Source organism: Labrys sp. KB_33_2, from assembly GCF_052114505.1.
In the GTDB taxonomy this organism is placed as follows: domain Bacteria; phylum Pseudomonadota; class Alphaproteobacteria; order Rhizobiales; family Labraceae; genus Labrys.
This window is the reverse complement of record NZ_JBFREW010000012.1, coordinates 65559-80835: the sequence shown is the minus strand read 5'-3', so window position 1 is coordinate 80835 and position 15277 is coordinate 65559. Positions and strand designations below refer to the sequence as shown.

Annotated in this window: 11 protein-coding genes and 1 tRNA gene; 5 read left to right on the top strand and 7 right to left on the bottom strand. The window is 65.8% G+C overall.

The window, feature by feature from the left end; genetic code table 11:
- The first annotated feature begins 394 nt into the window (after nt 1-394).
- Both AB4037_RS21645 and AB4037_RS21640 read left to right on the top strand, forming a co-directional pair.
- A complete protein-coding gene (locus AB4037_RS21645; protein ID WP_441772904.1) occupies nt 395-1948 on the top strand; it encodes a trimethylamine methyltransferase family protein in 1554 nt (517 codons plus the stop codon).
- 151 nt (nt 1949-2099) lie between these two features.
- On the top strand, nt 2100-4526 hold the full coding sequence (locus tag AB4037_RS21640) for a GcvT family protein (protein ID WP_441772903.1): 2427 nt from the start codon (nt 2100-2102) through the stop codon (nt 4524-4526).
- A gap of 64 nt (nt 4527-4590) precedes the next feature.
- Here the strand turns inward: AB4037_RS21640 and AB4037_RS21635 are convergent, their stop codons facing one another.
- The 6 genes from AB4037_RS21635 to AB4037_RS21610 all read right to left on the bottom strand — a co-directional run bounded on the left by AB4037_RS21635 (nt 4591) and on the right by AB4037_RS21610 (nt 11381).
- Nucleotides 4591-5280: a hypothetical protein gene (locus tag AB4037_RS21635; RefSeq protein WP_441772902.1), complete on the bottom strand. Its 690-nt coding sequence runs from the start codon at nt 5278-5280 to the stop codon at nt 4591-4593.
- Nucleotides 5281-5294: 14 nt separating this feature from the next.
- Nucleotides 5295-5990: a hypothetical protein gene (locus AB4037_RS21630; RefSeq protein ID WP_434959318.1), complete on the bottom strand. Its 696-nt coding sequence runs from the start codon at nt 5988-5990 to the stop codon at nt 5295-5297.
- A gap of 51 nt (nt 5991-6041) precedes the next feature.
- Nucleotides 6042-6572, bottom strand: a complete 531-nt coding sequence (locus AB4037_RS21625) for a hypothetical protein (RefSeq protein ID WP_434959319.1) — start codon at nt 6570-6572, stop codon at nt 6042-6044.
- Nucleotides 6569-7711, bottom strand: coding sequence for an MGDG synthase family glycosyltransferase (locus AB4037_RS21620; protein ID WP_434959320.1), 1143 nt, complete (start codon nt 7709-7711; stop codon nt 6569-6571). Before AB4037_RS21620 ends, AB4037_RS21625 begins: the two co-directional genes overlap by 4 nt.
- 160 nt (nt 7712-7871) lie before the next feature.
- Complete coding sequence (locus AB4037_RS21615) at nt 7872-8471, bottom strand: DUF2585 domain-containing protein (protein WP_434959321.1); 600 nt, start codon at nt 8469-8471, stop codon at nt 7872-7874.
- A gap of 246 nt (nt 8472-8717) precedes the next feature.
- Nucleotides 8718-11381 (bottom strand): TIGR02302 family protein, encoded by a 2664-nt coding sequence (locus AB4037_RS21610; protein ID WP_441772901.1) that lies wholly within the window; start codon nt 11379-11381, stop codon nt 8718-8720.
- A 241-nt stretch (nt 11382-11622) separates the two neighbouring features.
- Here AB4037_RS21610 and AB4037_RS21605 point away from each other — a divergent pair, with 241 nt between their 5' ends.
- Both AB4037_RS21605 and AB4037_RS21600 read left to right on the top strand, forming a co-directional pair.
- The gene (locus AB4037_RS21605) at nt 11623-12393 is read left to right on the top strand and encodes a class I SAM-dependent methyltransferase (RefSeq protein ID WP_434959323.1); all 771 of its coding nucleotides are present in this window, start codon (nt 11623-11625) and stop codon (nt 12391-12393) included.
- A 5-nt stretch (nt 12394-12398) separates the two neighbouring features.
- Nucleotides 12399-13862, top strand: coding sequence for a cobyric acid synthase (locus AB4037_RS21600; RefSeq protein ID WP_441772900.1), 1464 nt, complete (start codon nt 12399-12401; stop codon nt 13860-13862).
- A 90-nt stretch (nt 13863-13952) separates the two neighbouring features.
- Here the strand turns inward: AB4037_RS21600 and cbiB are convergent, their stop codons facing one another.
- A complete protein-coding gene (cbiB, locus tag AB4037_RS21595) occupies nt 13953-14936 on the bottom strand; it encodes an adenosylcobinamide-phosphate synthase CbiB (RefSeq protein WP_441772899.1) in 984 nt (327 codons plus the stop codon).
- Between the two features lie 116 nt (nt 14937-15052).
- Between cbiB and AB4037_RS21590 the strand changes: the two genes are divergently transcribed.
- A tRNA-Ala gene (locus AB4037_RS21590) sits at nt 15053-15128 on the top strand.
- The last annotated feature ends 149 nt before the right edge of the window (nt 15129-15277 follow it).

The following is a 15277-nucleotide window of genomic DNA, read 5'->3' as shown; positions in this document are numbered from 1 at the left end:
TCTGTTTCGGTGTGCCGGTCTTCAGACCGGCATGGGAGGCCGGAAGATGCCGGTCCCGCTCCATCGATTTCGATGGAGCTGAGCAGACCGGCACACCAACTCTATCTCCGCTCCCTGCGCGCCGTGTGCGCCTTTATTCGATGGCCCGATCCAAAAAAACGATAGCGCCGTTTCGCCGTGGCGGCAGGTCCAGGTGCGCGCTAGGCTCTCTTCGAATTCGTGAATCGAAGAGTGCTGTCATCCCCGGCGAGGCCGCAGGCCTCGGGAAGGGGATCCAGGAGCCCAAAATGCCTCGTGGCCCCTGGATCCCCTTCCACTCGCCCATAAAGGGCTCGGCCGGGGATGACAGGCCCGTGCTCTTCGGACAGGGGAATGGCACGCCATGGAAACTCCGATGGAACTTTCGCTCGAAACCTCGGAGCGGCCGCGCCGCCGTGGCCGCGAGGAGCGCCAGCGTGCCGGTGGTGCGGCCCCGGCTCGCAAGCCCCAGCCCCGGCGCCCGTTTCCGGCGGTGAAGGCCGTCTCGGACGACCAGCTCGAGGCCATCCATCTCGCCGCGCTGCAGATCCTGGAAGAGATCGGCCTCGACGTGCTGCATGCCGAGGCCAAGGCCATTCTCAAGGCCGAAGGCGCCGAGGTTGATCCGGGTTCCGACAGGGTGCGCTTTCCCCACGGTCTGGTGGAGGCCAAGATTGGCCTCGCACCTGAAAGCTTCACGCTGCATGCGCGCAATCCGGCCCGCAACGTTGTGCTCGGCGGCGATCATCTCGCCTTCTGCTCGGTGGCGAGCGCCCCCAATGTGGCCGACCGCGAGGGCGGCCGCCGGCCTGGCAATCGCAAGGACTACCAGAACCTCATCCGGCTTGGGCAAACGCTCGACACCATCCATCTGTGGGGCGGCTATCCGGTCGAGCCGGCCGACATCCATGCCTCCGTGCGCCATCTCGATGCGCTCTCGGACATGCTGACCCTGTCGGACAAGCCGATCCACGCTTATTCGCTGGGCCGCGAGCGCAATCTCGACGCCATCGAGATGGCGCGCATCGCCCGCGGCATCGACCAGGAGACGCTGGAGCGCGAACCCTCGCTCTTCACCATCATCAACTCCTCCTCGCCGTTGCGCCTGGATACGCCAATGATGGAGGGCGTGATCCAGATGGCGCGCCGCAACCAGGTTACTGTGCTGACGCCCTTCACCCTGGCGGGCGCCATGGCGCCGGTGACGATCGCCGGCGCCGTGGCCCAGCAGAATGCCGAGGCGCTGGCCGGGCTGGTGCTGGCCCAGTCGGTGCGGCCGGGCTCGCCCTTCGCCTATGGCGGCTTCACTTCCAATGTTGACATGAAGACCGGCGCGCCCGCCTTCGGTACGCCCGAGCAGATGAAGGCGGCGCTGGTGGGCGGCCAGCTCGCCCGCCGCTACGGCCTGCCCTACCGTTCCTCTAACACCTGCGCGGCCAACACCATTGACGTACAGGCCGCCTATGAAAGCGTGTTCTCGCTGTGGGGCGCGGTGATGGGCGGGGTCAACCTGCTGATGCATGGCGCCGGCTGGATGGAAGGTGGCCTGCATGCGAGCTTCGAGAAGATGGTTGTTGATGCCGACCTTCTCGACATGATCACGCATTTCCTGATGCCCTTCCAGGTCGATGACGACGAACTGGCGCTGGAGGCGATCCGCGAGGTCGGGCCCGGCGGCCATTTCTTCGGCTGCGCCCACACCCAGGCACGCTATCGCAATGCCTTCTTCGCTCCGATGATCTCCGACTGGCGCAATTACGAGACCTGGCAGGAGGCGGGATCGCCCACCGGCTATGACCGCGCCAACCGGATCTACAAGGAACGCCTCGCTGCCTATGAGGAACCGCCGATGGATCCGACCATCCGCGAGGAGCTCGCGGCCTTCGTGGCGAAGCGCAAGGAAGAGGGCGGCGCGCCCACGGATTTTTGAAACGTTACTCCCCTCTCCCGAGTCGGTATCGGCCATTCCACTTGGAATGGCCTGGGGGCTGGGGGTGAGGGGATAGGCGTTGGTCCCAACCCTCACCCCTGGCCCCTTTCCCAACCTGGGAGATGGGAATCCCACACCAAGGAACTCCCCCATGAAATCCCACACCCGTGTCCTCGTCATCGGCGGTGGCGTCGTCGGTTGCTCGGTGCTCTACCATCTCGCCAAGGCCGGCTGGACGGACATCACCTTGATCGAGCGCGCGGAGCTGACGGCGGGTTCGACCTGGCACGCCGCGGGGGGCTTCCACACGCTTAACGGCGATCCCAATGTCGCCAAGCTGCAGCAATATACCGTGGAGCTATACCGGGAGATCGAAGAACTGTCCGGCCAGTCCTGCGGCCTGCATCTCACCGGTGGCGTCATGCTGGCCGGCACCAAGGAACGCATGGACTGGCTGAAGATGGCCCATGCCAAGGGCCGGTATCTGGGCATGCACACCGAGATCATCTCGGCCGCCGAAGCCAAGAAGCTGATGCCGCTGATCGACGAAAAGCAGTTCGCCGGTGCGATGTACGATCCACTGGAGGGCCATCTCGACCCCTACGGCACCACCCACGCCTATGCGAAATCGGCGAAGATCCTCGGCGCCGAGATCGTGCTGCGCAACCGCGTCGTCGACATGGCCCAGCGCGAGGACGGCAGCTGGGACGTCGTCACCGAGCAGGGTAATATCCACGCCGAGCATGTGGTGAACTGCGGCGGGCTGTGGGCGCGCGAATGCGGCCGCATGGTCGGCCTCGAGCTGCCCGTGCTCGCCATGGAGCATATGTACTTCCTCACCGAGGACATGCCCGAGGTCGCCGAGATCAACGCCTCCACCGGCAAGGAGGTGATCACCGCGCTCGATTTCGAGGGCGAGATCTATATGCGCCAGGAGCGCGGCGGCATGCTGCTCGGCACCTATGAGCAGGCCTGCAAGCCCTGGTCGGAGAAGACCACGCCCTGGGATTTCGGCCAAAACCTGCTCGAACCCGATCTCGACCGCATCGCCCCGTCGCTGGAAGTCGGCTTCCGTCACTTCCCGGCCTTCGAGAATGCCGGCATCCGCCGCGTCATCAACGGACCCTTCACCTTCGCGCCGGATGGCAACCCGCTGGTCGGCCCGATCAGGGGCCTGCGCAATTACTGGGTGGCCTGCGGCGTCATGGCCGGCTTCTCCCAGGGTGGCGGCGTCGGCCTCGCCTTGTCCAACTGGATGGTGCATGGCGATCCCGGCTTCGACGTCTGGGGCATGGATGTCGCCCGCTATGGCGACTGGACCACGCTCTCCCACACCAACGCCAAGGTGCGCGAGAACTACGCCCGCCGCTTCCGGATACGCTTCCCCAACGAGGAACTGCTGGCGGCGCGTCCCTTTCGCACCACGCCTGTCTATGACCGGTTGGAGAGCCACAACGCCGTGTTCGGCGACATGAACGGCCTGGAACACGCGCTCTGGTTCGCGCCCTCCAAGGAAGAGGCCAAGGACGATTTCTCCTTCCGCCGCGCCAATGACTTCCCGCATGTCGCCGCCGAGAGTGCCGCGGTGCGCGAGGGCGTCGGCCTGCTCGAGATCTCGAACTTCGCCAAATACGAGATCTCAGGCAAGGGGGCGGAAGCCTGGCTCGATACCATCCTGCCCAACCGCCTGCCGGCGAGGGGGCGCATGGTGCTCACGCCCATGCTGAACGAAAACGGCATGCTGATCGGCGATTTCACGTTGGCTCGCGAGGCCGACGACCGCTTCATGATCTTCGGCTCGGGGCTTGCTGAGCAATATCACATGCGCTGGTTCCAGGCCCGCCTGCCCGAGGCCGGCGTCAATTTGCGCGCCCATGGCCTCGACCTCGTCGGCTTGCAGATCGCCGGCCCGAAGTCGCGCGAACTCCTCGCCCGCCTCGTTGACGCCGATCTCTCGAAGGACGCCTTCCCGTTCATGGCGGTCGGCCGCTTCAATGTCGGCATCCTGCCCGCCCTGATCGGGCGCGTCACCTATACGGGCGATCTCGGCTATGAAATCTGGGTCAAGCCCGAGCACCAGCGCGCGCTGTTCGATCTGCTGATGAAGGAAGGCGCCGGTCTTGGCATCAGGCTGTTCGGCGGGCGCGCCCTCAACTCGCTGCGCCTGGAAAAGAGCTTCGGCTCCTGGTCGCGCGAATACCGGCCTGTATATACGCCCTGGGAGGCTGGGCTCGAGCGCTTCGTCTCGACCCAGAAGAACGATTATATCGGACGCGATGCATTGCTGCGCGCCCGCGATGAAGGCCCGAGGCGCCGCCTCGCCACCTTCGTGGTCGACGCCCTTCATGCCGACGTCATCGGCGACGAGCCGATCTGGCTCGATGGCAAGGTGGTGGGCTGGGTCACCTCGGGCGGCTATGCCCATCACGCCAAGGCCTCGGTGGCGCTCGGCTATGTCGAGGCGGCGGCCTTCGACGCCTCGGCGCCCTATGAGATCGAGATCATCGGTGACCGCCGCCCGGCCAGGGTGGCGCCCGAGCCGCTGTTCGATCCCAAAGGGCTGAGGATGCGGGGGTAGGCAAATTTGGTGCGCGGACATCTCAGCGACATGCATTCATGTTGCTGAGATGTTCGCGCTTCAATCACTGCCGCGAATAAAGCCCCGTGAAGCGCACGTTCTCGCCGCCGCAGGCATCGTTGTCGATCACCGCGATATAGGGCCCGAGCTGGACCATGCGGGCCGCGCAACGCTTGGGGCCCGCATTGGCCTCCTCATAGCCCATCTGCTGGCCGCCATAATAGCCGAAGGCGAAGTCCTGCTCGTTGGCGTCGCCCTCGACCTCGAATTCGCCTGTGTTGACATAGGTACCGGCATCGTAGGTGGCGTTGCCGCGCACGAACATGCGGCCGTTGCCGGTCGTCTTGATGGTGATGACCGAGCGCCCGTCATAGGTGCTCCAGCGGCCGTCCCAGCGCGGCTGGACCTGGACCCGCGAGAGGGATGACAAGGGCAGCCAGCTCGCAATGTCCGTGCCCTTGCGGTCGACATAGTTGGCGCAGGCGAAATCGCCCTCGATCTCGTTCACCACCACCTTGTCGCCCTCGACCAGGAAGGAACGCTGCCGGCAGGCCGGCGAGAGGGACGGGCAGCTTTCACGCTGGCTGGTCGGTCCCTTGATGAAGAAGGTGCGTCCGCTCTCGGCAACCTCGTAGAGGCCGATGGCGGAAAGGTCGTTCTGGAAGTTGAAGCCGCGGCAGACGCCGTTGGCGGCGAAGGCGGAACCGGTGGCGGCGGCGAGCAGCACTACGGCGCCCAGACTGGAACGGAACATGTCTCTTTCTCTGATCATTGCCTGAAATAAAGGCCGGTGAAGGTGACGTTCAACCCGCCGCAGGCATTGTTGTCGACCACCGCGATATAGGGGCCGAGCTGGGCCATGCGCACGGTGCAGGTGCCGTCGCCGCTGCGGGCATCTTCGATGCGCCCTTGTTTTTCGCCGTCATAGGCGAAGGTGAGCGTCGACTCCCGCGCCTCGCCGAAGACGTTGAATTCGCCGGTATTGACGCTCTGGCCGTTGTTATAGGAGGCCGAGCCGTTCACCGAGATGTCACCGCCCTTGATTTCCTTGATATCGAGGATGGCGTTGCCTTCGGCGTTGCGCCAATTGCCTTTCCAATCGGGCTGGACATTGCTCTTGCGCAGGGCCGAGAGGGGCAGCCACAGCGCCACGTCCGAACCCTTGCGGTTGAGATAGCTCGCGCAGGCAAAGCCGCCGGAAGTGCGGTTCACCACCACGCGGTCGCCGGTGATCAGGAAGCTGCGGGCCTGGCATTCGGCCGAGGTCGAGGGGCAATCCTCGCCGTCCGAAGAGGCGCTCTTGACGAAATAGGTCCGGCCCGGCGCGGTGACTTCGTAGAGATCGACGCCGAGCGGATCGTCCTCGATATTGAAGCCGCGGCAGATGCCGGCGTCTCGGGCAAGGGCGGGCGAGGCGGCAAGTAAAACGCAAAGCAATGCAAAGGACAGTGAGCGGCGAATCATCGTGCAACCCTGAAGGAACATCGTCCTTGGAGCCGATTTTCGCGGTTTCGTCTATGCCTTCGGAAACAGGCGTTCCCAGCCCCGATAAGACCAGATAAGCAGTACGATGCCTGCAGTCGACATCGTCCAGTAGTCCACCGGCGCCACCCAGAACCAGTGGATGTGCCAGGGCACGAATTCGGGGCTGAAGCGGGCGAGGCCAAAGGCGGGGTTCAGGACGAACCACAGGAAGTCCTCGCTCAGCCAGAAGATCATGATGCAGGCGATCACGCGCGCTTCCAGCCGCCAGGACCAGGCCCAGGCGAACACCAGAGGAAAATGGAAGAAGATCGCCATGAACGGGAACACCCAGGCGTGATAGCCGGTCATGGGCCGGCCGCCCCAGAAGATGTCGAGCAGCCAGTGATGCTCGATGCGCCAGGTCGGCAGGCTGGTAGCCCAACCATGACCGCCTTCGATCTGGATCTCGACATTGGCGAAGAAGAAGGCGAGCACGAGCACCAGGACGACGAGCGCCAGCGGTTGGGCGAGGCCGCCGCGCCGCGCTACGGCCGGGGCGTGCGGAAGGTCGAGGCCGGTCACGCCAGAGCCTCCAGCACGATGCGCATGGCGTCCCGCCCGGCCTCGGGGCGGCCGAGGGTGCCGGCCTGGCGGCGCATGGTTTCCAGGCGCCCCGGCTCGGCCTTCAGCAGGGCGACATGGTACTCGAGTCCGATCTCGTCGATGGCCTTCATGGCCGCGCCGTTCTCCATGAGATAATCGGCGTTGCGCTCCTCCTGCCCTGGGATGGGGGAACTGAGCAGCATCGGCACGCCCATCGCCAGGCATTCGGAGGTGGACAGGCCCCCGGGCTTGGTGATGACGAGATCCGCCGCCGCCATCAGGCGTGGCACCTCATTGGTGAAGCCGAGCGGAAAGAGCCGGCCGGGCTGGCTCGCGGCCAGGGCCTCGAGTTCCTCCAGCGTCTTCTTGTTCTTGCCGGCCAGCACCACGAGCTGGAGCTCGGGATCGGCGGCGATGAGGCGCTTGGCCACCGGCCCGACGCCGAGGCCGGCACCGCCGCCCATCAACAGATAGGTGCGCTTGGCGGGATCGAGCCCGAAGGCGGCGGCACAGGCGGCGCGGTCATGATTCTGCGCGAAGGCCGGCATGATCGGAATGCCGGTAACGTGGATATGGTCTGCCTCGATGCCATGGGCACGCAGCCGGAACGCGACCTCCTCATTGCCGGCGAAGAAGCCGGACATGCGCGGGATCACCCACATGCGGTGGAGGTCGAAATCGGTGATCTGCACGAAGACCGGCACGTCGAGCCGCCCCTTGCCGATCTCGCGCATCAGGAGTTCGGCCGGCAGGAAATGGGTGCAGACGATGGCGTCGGGCGCGAAATCGTCGATGGCGCTGCGCAGCGGCCGGGTCGAGAGGCGTTCCACCGCCCGCCGCAATTTCTGGGAGACCGCGTCGGGCTGGGCTTCCGAACTCGCCTGGTAGAGCATGCCCCACAGGGCCGGATGCTTGGTGACGAGCTTGATGTAATAATCGGTGTAGATCTTGCGGAAGGTCGACGGCACATAGTCCATCACGTCCAGATGCATCGCCTTGGCATCGGGCGCCAGCAAGAGCGTGGCTTCCTTCAGCGCTTCGGCTGCCCGCATATGGCCGGCTCCAGCGGAGACGCTGAGGAAGAGGATGCGGCGTGCGCCGGAGCAAAGCGCGTTCATGACCGAAGACCCTATTATTCTAGCTCATCACTTCAACGCGTCTTTGCGATTCTTGCCGATTACGTCAAATCGTAAAACGCTTTGGCCGAGGCGGTCGGTTCCCTTCGCAATGCTGCGACTTGGGGAGGGAGAGGCCGATTTGTCAACCGGCCGGGAAGCCTTACAGTCCGCCCTGCCAAGCTTTGATGCCGGCGATCGGGTAGACCAGCATGAGGACGTTGAGGGTGAGATTGTCGCGGATGGCATAGAGCGCGAGCAGCTCGAAGAAGATGGCGAGCGCCACCGTCACCCAGACGGGCAGGCGCGAGGCGATGAGGAAGCCCACCAGCATGAACAGGATGTCGCTCACCGAGTTCAGGATGCTGTCGCCCTCATAGCCCAGCGCGATGGTGCCCTCGCGATAGCGGTTGATGATCAGCGGGCTGTTTTCGAGGATCTCCCAGCCCGCCTCGACCACCAGAGCCAAGAGGGCCCGAAAGCCCAGCGGGCGACCCCGCGCCACCAGCCAGAACAGGCCAAAGAACAGGAAGCCGTGGATGACGTGCGAGAGCGTGTACCAGTCGGCGATGTGCTGGGAATTGTCGGCGGTGTTGGGATCGCCGACCCAGAGCTTCACCGTGCCGCAGGTGCAGATCGGATTGCGGCCCATGGCGAAGAGAATCAGCGCCGCGAGGGCGATCAGGCCCGCGCCGGCCAGCCAGTAGCGCAGCGCCGAGGTAGAATTGGCGCTTCCTGCGACCGTTTCGGAGGAGGGATTCATGGCGCGGCCGGTTCCTTTATGACCGGGCGTGTGTCCCACCATTGACCGACTTTGGCAAGGTGGCGCCGGCGCGCGCAACGGGCATCGCCATGCATTGAGGCGCCGTGGCATTGAAGGTTTGCGCCAGGCTCGGCCGAGCCGAATAGGCCCTTGGCAGGTGTCTTCCTTCCCGCCTTCGAAGCCGTCCCAGGAGCAAGCCAGTGTTAAGGGCGAACGCAGGCGCTCCGCCTGCTTTCGAGTGATCGTTCACTGCTTGTTGAGCAGGCGCTCCAGGTAATCCGTCTCCGCCTTGGGGCGGTTGGGATCGGCGAGGCGGCGGCGCAGTTCGTTCAGCACTTCACCGGCGCGCCTCGAGGGGGAGGCTTCGGTCGATCCGTCCGCACCGGGGTCGGGGCCGTTGAGTTGCCGGCCGAGAGGATCGCGACCACCACGGTTGTTGCCCTGCTGCGGGCCCTTGCCGTTCTTGCGGGCCTGCGCCATCTGCTCGGCGAGCCCCTTTGCCGCCTTGCGCATGGCTTCGATCGCCCGCCCCTGCGAATTGACGGCGTTTTCACCATCCTGCTCGCCGAGCTGGTTTTCGGCATCGCGCATGGCCTGCCCGGCCTCACCCAGGGAGCCGGGTGTCTCCGCGCCGCTCTCGCGCAGATTCTTCTGCATCTTCTCCAATTGCTGGCGCAGCGCCTGCTGGCGCTCCTTCAGCTGGTCGAGGGAGGGGGAAGCCTCGCCCTGGCCGCCTTGATCCGGGTTGCCCTGCTGCCCTTGCCCGTTTTGGCCTTGCTGCCCCTGGCCAGACGGCCCCTGACCCTGTCCGCCCTGACCCTGTCCGCCTTGGCCTTGATCACCCGGGCCTTGATCGCTCTGACCTTGGCCCTCCTGGCCCTGTCCGTTTTGCCCTTGTCCGTCCTGTCCCTGGCCCTCCTGTCCCTGACCGAAGGGCTGGTTCTGGCGATAGGTCTGGTCGCGCAGGCGCTGCTGGCGCAGGATCATCTTGCCCATGTCGTTGAGCGATTGCTGCATCTGCTGCATCGAGGGATCGCCCTGGCCGACGCTGTCCTCGGGATTGGCCAGGTTGTTGAGGATGTCGTCGAGCTGCGAGAGCAGCTTCTGCGCATCGTCCTTCTTGCCGTTCTTGGCCGAATTCTCGAGCTGGTCGAGCAGCTTGTTCAATTCCTCCGGGGTGATGTTGCGCGCGGGCTTGTCGCCGGGCTTCTGATTGTGCTTGAGGGCCTGCTGCTGGCGCTTGGCATAGTCCTGCAGGAAATCGTTGAGGGCCTGTCGCAATTCCTGGGTGAGCTTTTCGATCTCCTCTGGCGAGGCACCGCGTTCCAGCGCTTCCTTCAGCTTTTCGCGCGCGGCCTTGAGTTGGCGTTCGGCGAGCGTGCCGTCGCCCTCCTCGATGGCGAGCGCGATCTGCCAGAGATAGTCGGCGGCGTCGCGATAGGCGTCATCGGAATTGGCGCGGTCGAGCCGGTCGCGCACGGTCCGCAGGCCGAGATAGAGGCCGGCGTCCTTGGTGAAGTCCTCCGGCGCGATCATCAGCGCTTCCAGCGCGTATTTGATCTCGCGGGCCTGGTTGGCATCGACGGCCAGGTTGAGGCGCTGCTCCACCAGGGCGCGGGCGAGCGGATTTTGGAACTCGCGCTGGGGCAGGGTGACGTCCTGCGGCTCGCTGCGACCTTCATTGCCGGCATCGTCACGCACCACCAGCGTCATCTTGACGGTTGCGCCAGCCAGCGGATCGGCCGAAAGATTGCGCGTCGCCGTCACCGTGCCGGAGCGGGCATGGCCTGCCGGCGCGGAGAGGGCGATCTTCGGCGGCTGATAGAGCGGATGGCCATCCGTCAACAGCGTGCCTTGGCTTTCGACGGCGGTGGCGCCGTAGTCATCGTCGATCTTGTAGCTGAAGATCATGCCGCCCTTGCCGTCGGGCTTCACCGGCCCCTCGAAGGCGATGGTGGGCGGCCTGTCGGGGATGACGGTGAAGACAAAGCGCGTCAGGCTGCCGTCGCCATGCCTGATATCGACGCCGGTATCGGCCATCAGCTTGAGGCGTTTTTCGACGACGGCCGCTTCCTGATCCGTCGCCGCCGAAGAGGGGACGTCCTCGGTGCCGGCCTGTGCCGCGATCTCGGTGCCCGAGATTGTCGCGCCTTTGTCGCCGGCAAGGCGCACGACCAGGACGGAGCCCTGCGGCACCGGGATCGGCGCGCCCTGATTGGCCTGCGAGAGGACCTGGGGCGCGCGGCGCGTATAGGGCGGCGGCGTCACCCAGGCGTCCATGCGCATGCCAGGCTGTTCGCCGTTTTCGCCTGAGAACAGCGCGGCGATGTCGTGTCTGGGGGAGGCAAGAGCGTCGAGGAGGCGCGGCAGGCGTTCGGCCCCGGCATAGAAGAAGCCGACGAACAGGGCCAGGATGGCACCGACGCGCAGGCCATAGCGATCGAGCTGCGGCAGGCCCGGCGAGGGAAGGCCGAGGCGCACGCGGCGGCTCGCCTCCAAGGCGAGGCGCAGATGCCGGCGCCATAGCGCTTCGGCGAGCGGGTCCCCGCCTCCTTGCACCATCCTGTCCTGACGGGTGGTGGCCGGCCGATGCGGCAGGCCGATAGCCTGGTCGATGCGCTGCAGCGCCGCATCCCGATTGGGAAGCCGCAAGCGGGTGAGCGGCCAGAGCGAGGCGAGGAGACCGGCAAGGAAGACCAGGAAGAGGAGAAGTCGCGGCAGGCCCGCCAGCACGGCGAACAGATCGAACCAGCTCAGCGCCACGAACAGGCCGGCGATGCCCAGCGGCACGGCCAGGCGCGGCCAGGTTCGTTCCCAGAATAGGGCAAGCCTTGCACGCAGCACGAGCGTATCGAAGGCACGCGCGTCGCGGGCCGCTTCCTCGCTCATGCCTGCCTTGGGATCAGCCATGCCATCATCCAAATATCTCGATCGGCGGCAGGATAAACAGCCCAGCCGGGTGATTCCAGTACCCGCCCATCATAAGCCTGTGCGTGGCGAATCCATGTCCAAATGCGTGTTTGGCACCAAAGCCTGTTCAGTCGGGCACAGGGTGTTGCAATACGCGTCGCGAATCGGCGGACTTTGCGGCACCGGATAGGGGTGATAGGCAGGCAATTCCTCCCGTGAGCTGAGCAGGATCGACAAGCCCGTGAACCACGACAATGCCCGCCCCGACCGGCTCTATGAGGATCCGGATATCGCCAGCTTCTATGACGTCGAGAACGAGTGGAGCGCCGATCGCGCATGCTGCGCGTCTCTGGCGGCGGCCTGCGCTTCGGTGCTCGATCTCGGCTGCGGCACGGGCGATCTTGCGGCGGAAGTGGCGCTTCAGCCTGAGTGCACCGTATTTGGCGTCGATCCCGCCACTGCCATGCTCGATATTGCCCGCCGCCGCCCGGGGGGCGATAGGGTGACTTGGGTGCAGGGCGACGGCCGGACCGTGCGTCTCGGCCGCCGCTTCGACCTCATCGTGATGACCGGCCATGCCTTCCAGGTCTTCCTCACGCCGGAGGATCGTATCGCCGCCCTGCGCACGATCGCGGCACATCTGGAGCCCGAGGGGCGCTTCATCTTCGATAGCCGCAACCCGGCCGTGGCCGAATGGCGCGAATGGACGCCGGAGCAGTCGAGCCGGCGGATCGAGCATCCACGTTTCGGGCCCGTGGAGGCCTGGAACGACGTCGCGCATGACCCCGCCACCGATATCGTGACCTACGGCACCCACTATCGCATCCTTGCTGAGGGGCGGATGCTGTCGTCCCATTCGCGTATTGCCTTTGCCTCGCGTTCCGAGCTGGAACAGGCGCTGGACGAAGCGGGCCTGGAGGTGGAGGCCTGGTATGGTGACTGGGAGCGCCGGCCCTGTACGCCGACGTCGCCGGACTTCATTCCCTTGGGGCGGCTGCGCAGGAGTTCGTGACGCCGATGACCGCCAAAATCCTCATGATCCAGGGCACGGGCTCGGATGTCGGCAAGTCGCTGCTGGTGGCGGGGCTCTGCCGCCATTTCGCCGACCAAGGCCTGAGGGTCCGTCCCTTCAAGCCGCAGAACATGTCGAACAACGCCGCCGTCACCGAGGATGGCGGCGAGATTGGCCGGGCGCAGGCGCTCCAGGCCCGGGCGGCGCGGGTCGCGCTCAGCGTGCACATGAACCCGGTGCTGCTGAAGCCGCAATCGGAGATCGGCGCCCAGATCATCGTGCAGGGCCGCATGCGCGGCTCGGCTCGCGCGCGTGACTACCAGGCGCTCAAGCCCGCGCTGATGGCTGATGTGCTCGACAGCTTCGAGCGTCTGAGGGCCGAAGCCGATCTCGTGCTCGTCGAGGGAGCGGGTTCGGCCTCGGAGGTCAACCTGCGCGCCGGCGACATCGCCAATATGGGCTTTGCCCGCGCGGTGAACGCGCCCGTGCTGCTGGCCGGCGACATCGACCGCGGCGGTGTGATCGCGCAGATCCTCGGCACCCAGGCGGCTATCGATCCGGAGGATGCCGCCCTGATCCGGGGCTTCATCGTCAACAAGATGCGCGGCGATGCCAGCCTGTTCGCCGACGGCATGGCCTTCATCGCTGAGCGCTCGGGCTGGCCGGCCCTCGGCCTGGTGCCGCATTTTCCGCAGGCCGCTCGCTTGCCGGCCGAGGATGCGCTGGCGCTCGGCTCCTACGGTTCCCGTCGTGCCGGTGCCAAGCTGACCATTGCGGTGCCGATGATGCCGCGCATCTCCAATTTCGACGATCTCGATCCGCTAGCCCAGGAGGCGGAGGTCGATCTCGTCATGGTGAAGCCCGGCCAGCCCCTGCCGGTGGCCGATCTCGTCATCCTGCCCGGTTCGAAGGCGACCATCGCCGACCTCGCCTTCCTGCGCGGTGAGGGCTGGGACATCGACATATCCGCCCATGTCCGGCGCGGCGGCCATGTCCTCGGCCTGTGCGGCGGCTACCAGATGCTCGGCAGGCGCATTGCCGATCCCGACGGCATCGAGGGGCCGCCGGGCGAGGTCGACGGCCTCGGTCTCCTCGACGCCGTCACGCGCCTCGGCGGCGACAAGCGTCTGGTGGCGGTAAGCGGGAAGAGCTGCGCGGACGATGCACCCTTCTCGGGCTATGAGATGCATGTCGGTGTCACCGAGGGGCCGGCGCTCGCTCGCCCGCTGCTGCGTTTCGACGACGGCAGCGCCGATGGGGCTGCCTCGGCGGATGGCCGTATCGCCGGCTGCTATGTGCATGGCCTGTTCGCCGACGACCGCCAGCGCGCCGCCTGGCTCACCCGCCTCGGCGGGCAGGGCAGTACGCTGGCCTATGAAGCCGTGGTGGAAGAGACGCTGGACGTCTTCGCCGCCCATCTCGCCGGCCATCTCGACATGGCGGCGATCGCGCGGATTGCCGGGCTGTAGGGCGGAGGCGCCAAATCGCTCATCGCGGGTGCACGTGCGCCGGCAAGCCCTCACGCCAACCCCTCCCTCCACCCGGGAGAGGGGATGCGCTCACTGATACTGCTTGTAGATCAGGTAGAAGGTCAGCAGGCCGATCACGGCCGACAGGATCACGCAGGCCATGTGGTAGAGATCGAGGGCGCGGCGTATATCGGTCGCGCCGGCATCGGCCCGGCCATTGCCCATATAGGCGTCTTCCACCAGGGTCTCGCCATAGATGCGCGGGCCGGCGAGGCGCAGGTCGAGTGCGCCGGCCATGGCCGCCTCGGGCCAGCCGGCATTGGGCGAGCGATGCTTGCCGGCGTCGCGCCGCACGGCGGCGATGGCGGCCCGCCCCCGGCGATGGCTGATGAAGGCGGCCGCGCTGATGATCAGGGCGGTCAGGCGGGCGGGGATGAGGTTCAGCCAGTCGTCGAGCCGCGCGGCGGCCCAGCCGAAGGCCTGGTAGCGCGGGGTACGGTGGCCAATCATCGAATCGGCCGTGTTGATGATCTTGTAGACGGCGATGCCGGGCAGGCCGAACAGGGCATACCAGAACACCGGCGCCACCACGCCGTCGGAGAAATTCTCGGCCAGGCTCTCGATCGCGGCACGGCACACGCCCGGCTCGTCCAGGGTCTCGGGATTGCGCCCGACGATCATCGAGACCGCCTTGCGTCCGCCGGCCAGGCCACCGACCTCCAGCCCGTGCGCGACATCCTCGACATGGTCGCCCAGGCTTTTGGAGGCGATCAGCGAGGAGGCGATCAGGCCGAGCGGAATGAAGCCGTAGGTGACGGAAAGGCAGAGCCGCTCCACGATGTAGCCGCCGAGCCCGGCGATCAGCACCAGGATGCCGGTGGCGACGATGCCGGCGCCCCGGCGGGTGGAAGGGGCGTCCTCCGCGAAGTTCAGCCGCCGGTCGAGCCAGCCGATGAGGGTGCCCATCCAGGTGACAGGGTGGCCGATCCGCGCATAAAGCCAGCGCGGATAGCCGAAGACCATTTCGAAAGCCCAGGCGATCGCCAGACTGAGAATTCTAGAGAAAACATCCATCGATACGGCAAAACCAAACTTGATCGATTCCGACCCCGCTCCGAACGAGCATGCGTGGCAAGGCCGCTTGACAGGAGGGAGGCGCGAACACTAAATGGCGACGCTTCCGGGCAGCCGGGGCTGTAGCTCAGTTGGGAGAGCGCTGCAATCGCACTGCAGAGGTCGTGAGTTCGAATCTCATCAGCTCCACCATCCCGCTTCGCGCTCCATGCGTGGCAGGGAAACCTTAAATACCCGGTAAAGTCTTCGCCTTTTGTGCACCCGCAATCGCATTCCGGCAGGCGATCTGACTCACATTAAGTTTACTTAATGGCATAGGTCGAGCGGCGTCACCGTTCCCG

Excerpts from the sequence above, each read along its gene's own strand:
- AB4037_RS21630 (WP_434959318.1), bottom strand. The coding sequence starts at position 5,990 with ATGATTCGCCGCTCACTGTCCTTTGCATTGCTTTGCGTTTTACTTGCC.
- AB4037_RS21615 (WP_434959321.1), bottom strand. The coding sequence starts at position 8,471 with ATGAATCCCTCCTCCGAAACGGTCGCAGGAAGCGCCAATTCTACCTCG.
- AB4037_RS21640 (WP_441772903.1), top strand. The coding sequence starts at position 2,100 with ATGAAATCCCACACCCGTGTCCTCGTCATCGGCGGTGGCGTCGTCGGT.
- AB4037_RS21600 (WP_441772900.1), top strand. The coding sequence starts at position 12,399 with ATGACCGCCAAAATCCTCATGATCCAGGGCACGGGCTCGGATGTCGGC.
- cbiB (WP_441772899.1), bottom strand. The coding sequence starts at position 14,936 with ATGGATGTTTTCTCTAGAATTCTCAGTCTGGCGATCGCCTGGGCTTTC.
- AB4037_RS21620 (WP_434959320.1), bottom strand. The coding sequence starts at position 7,711 with ATGAACGCGCTTTGCTCCGGCGCACGCCGCATCCTCTTCCTCAGCGTC.
- AB4037_RS21635 (WP_441772902.1), bottom strand. The coding sequence starts at position 5,280 with ATGTTCCGTTCCAGTCTGGGCGCCGTAGTGCTGCTCGCCGCCGCCACC.
- AB4037_RS21610 (WP_441772901.1), bottom strand. The coding sequence starts at position 11,381 with ATGGCTGATCCCAAGGCAGGCATGAGCGAGGAAGCGGCCCGCGACGCG.
- AB4037_RS21645 (WP_441772904.1), top strand. The coding sequence starts at position 395 with ATGGAACTTTCGCTCGAAACCTCGGAGCGGCCGCGCCGCCGTGGCCGC.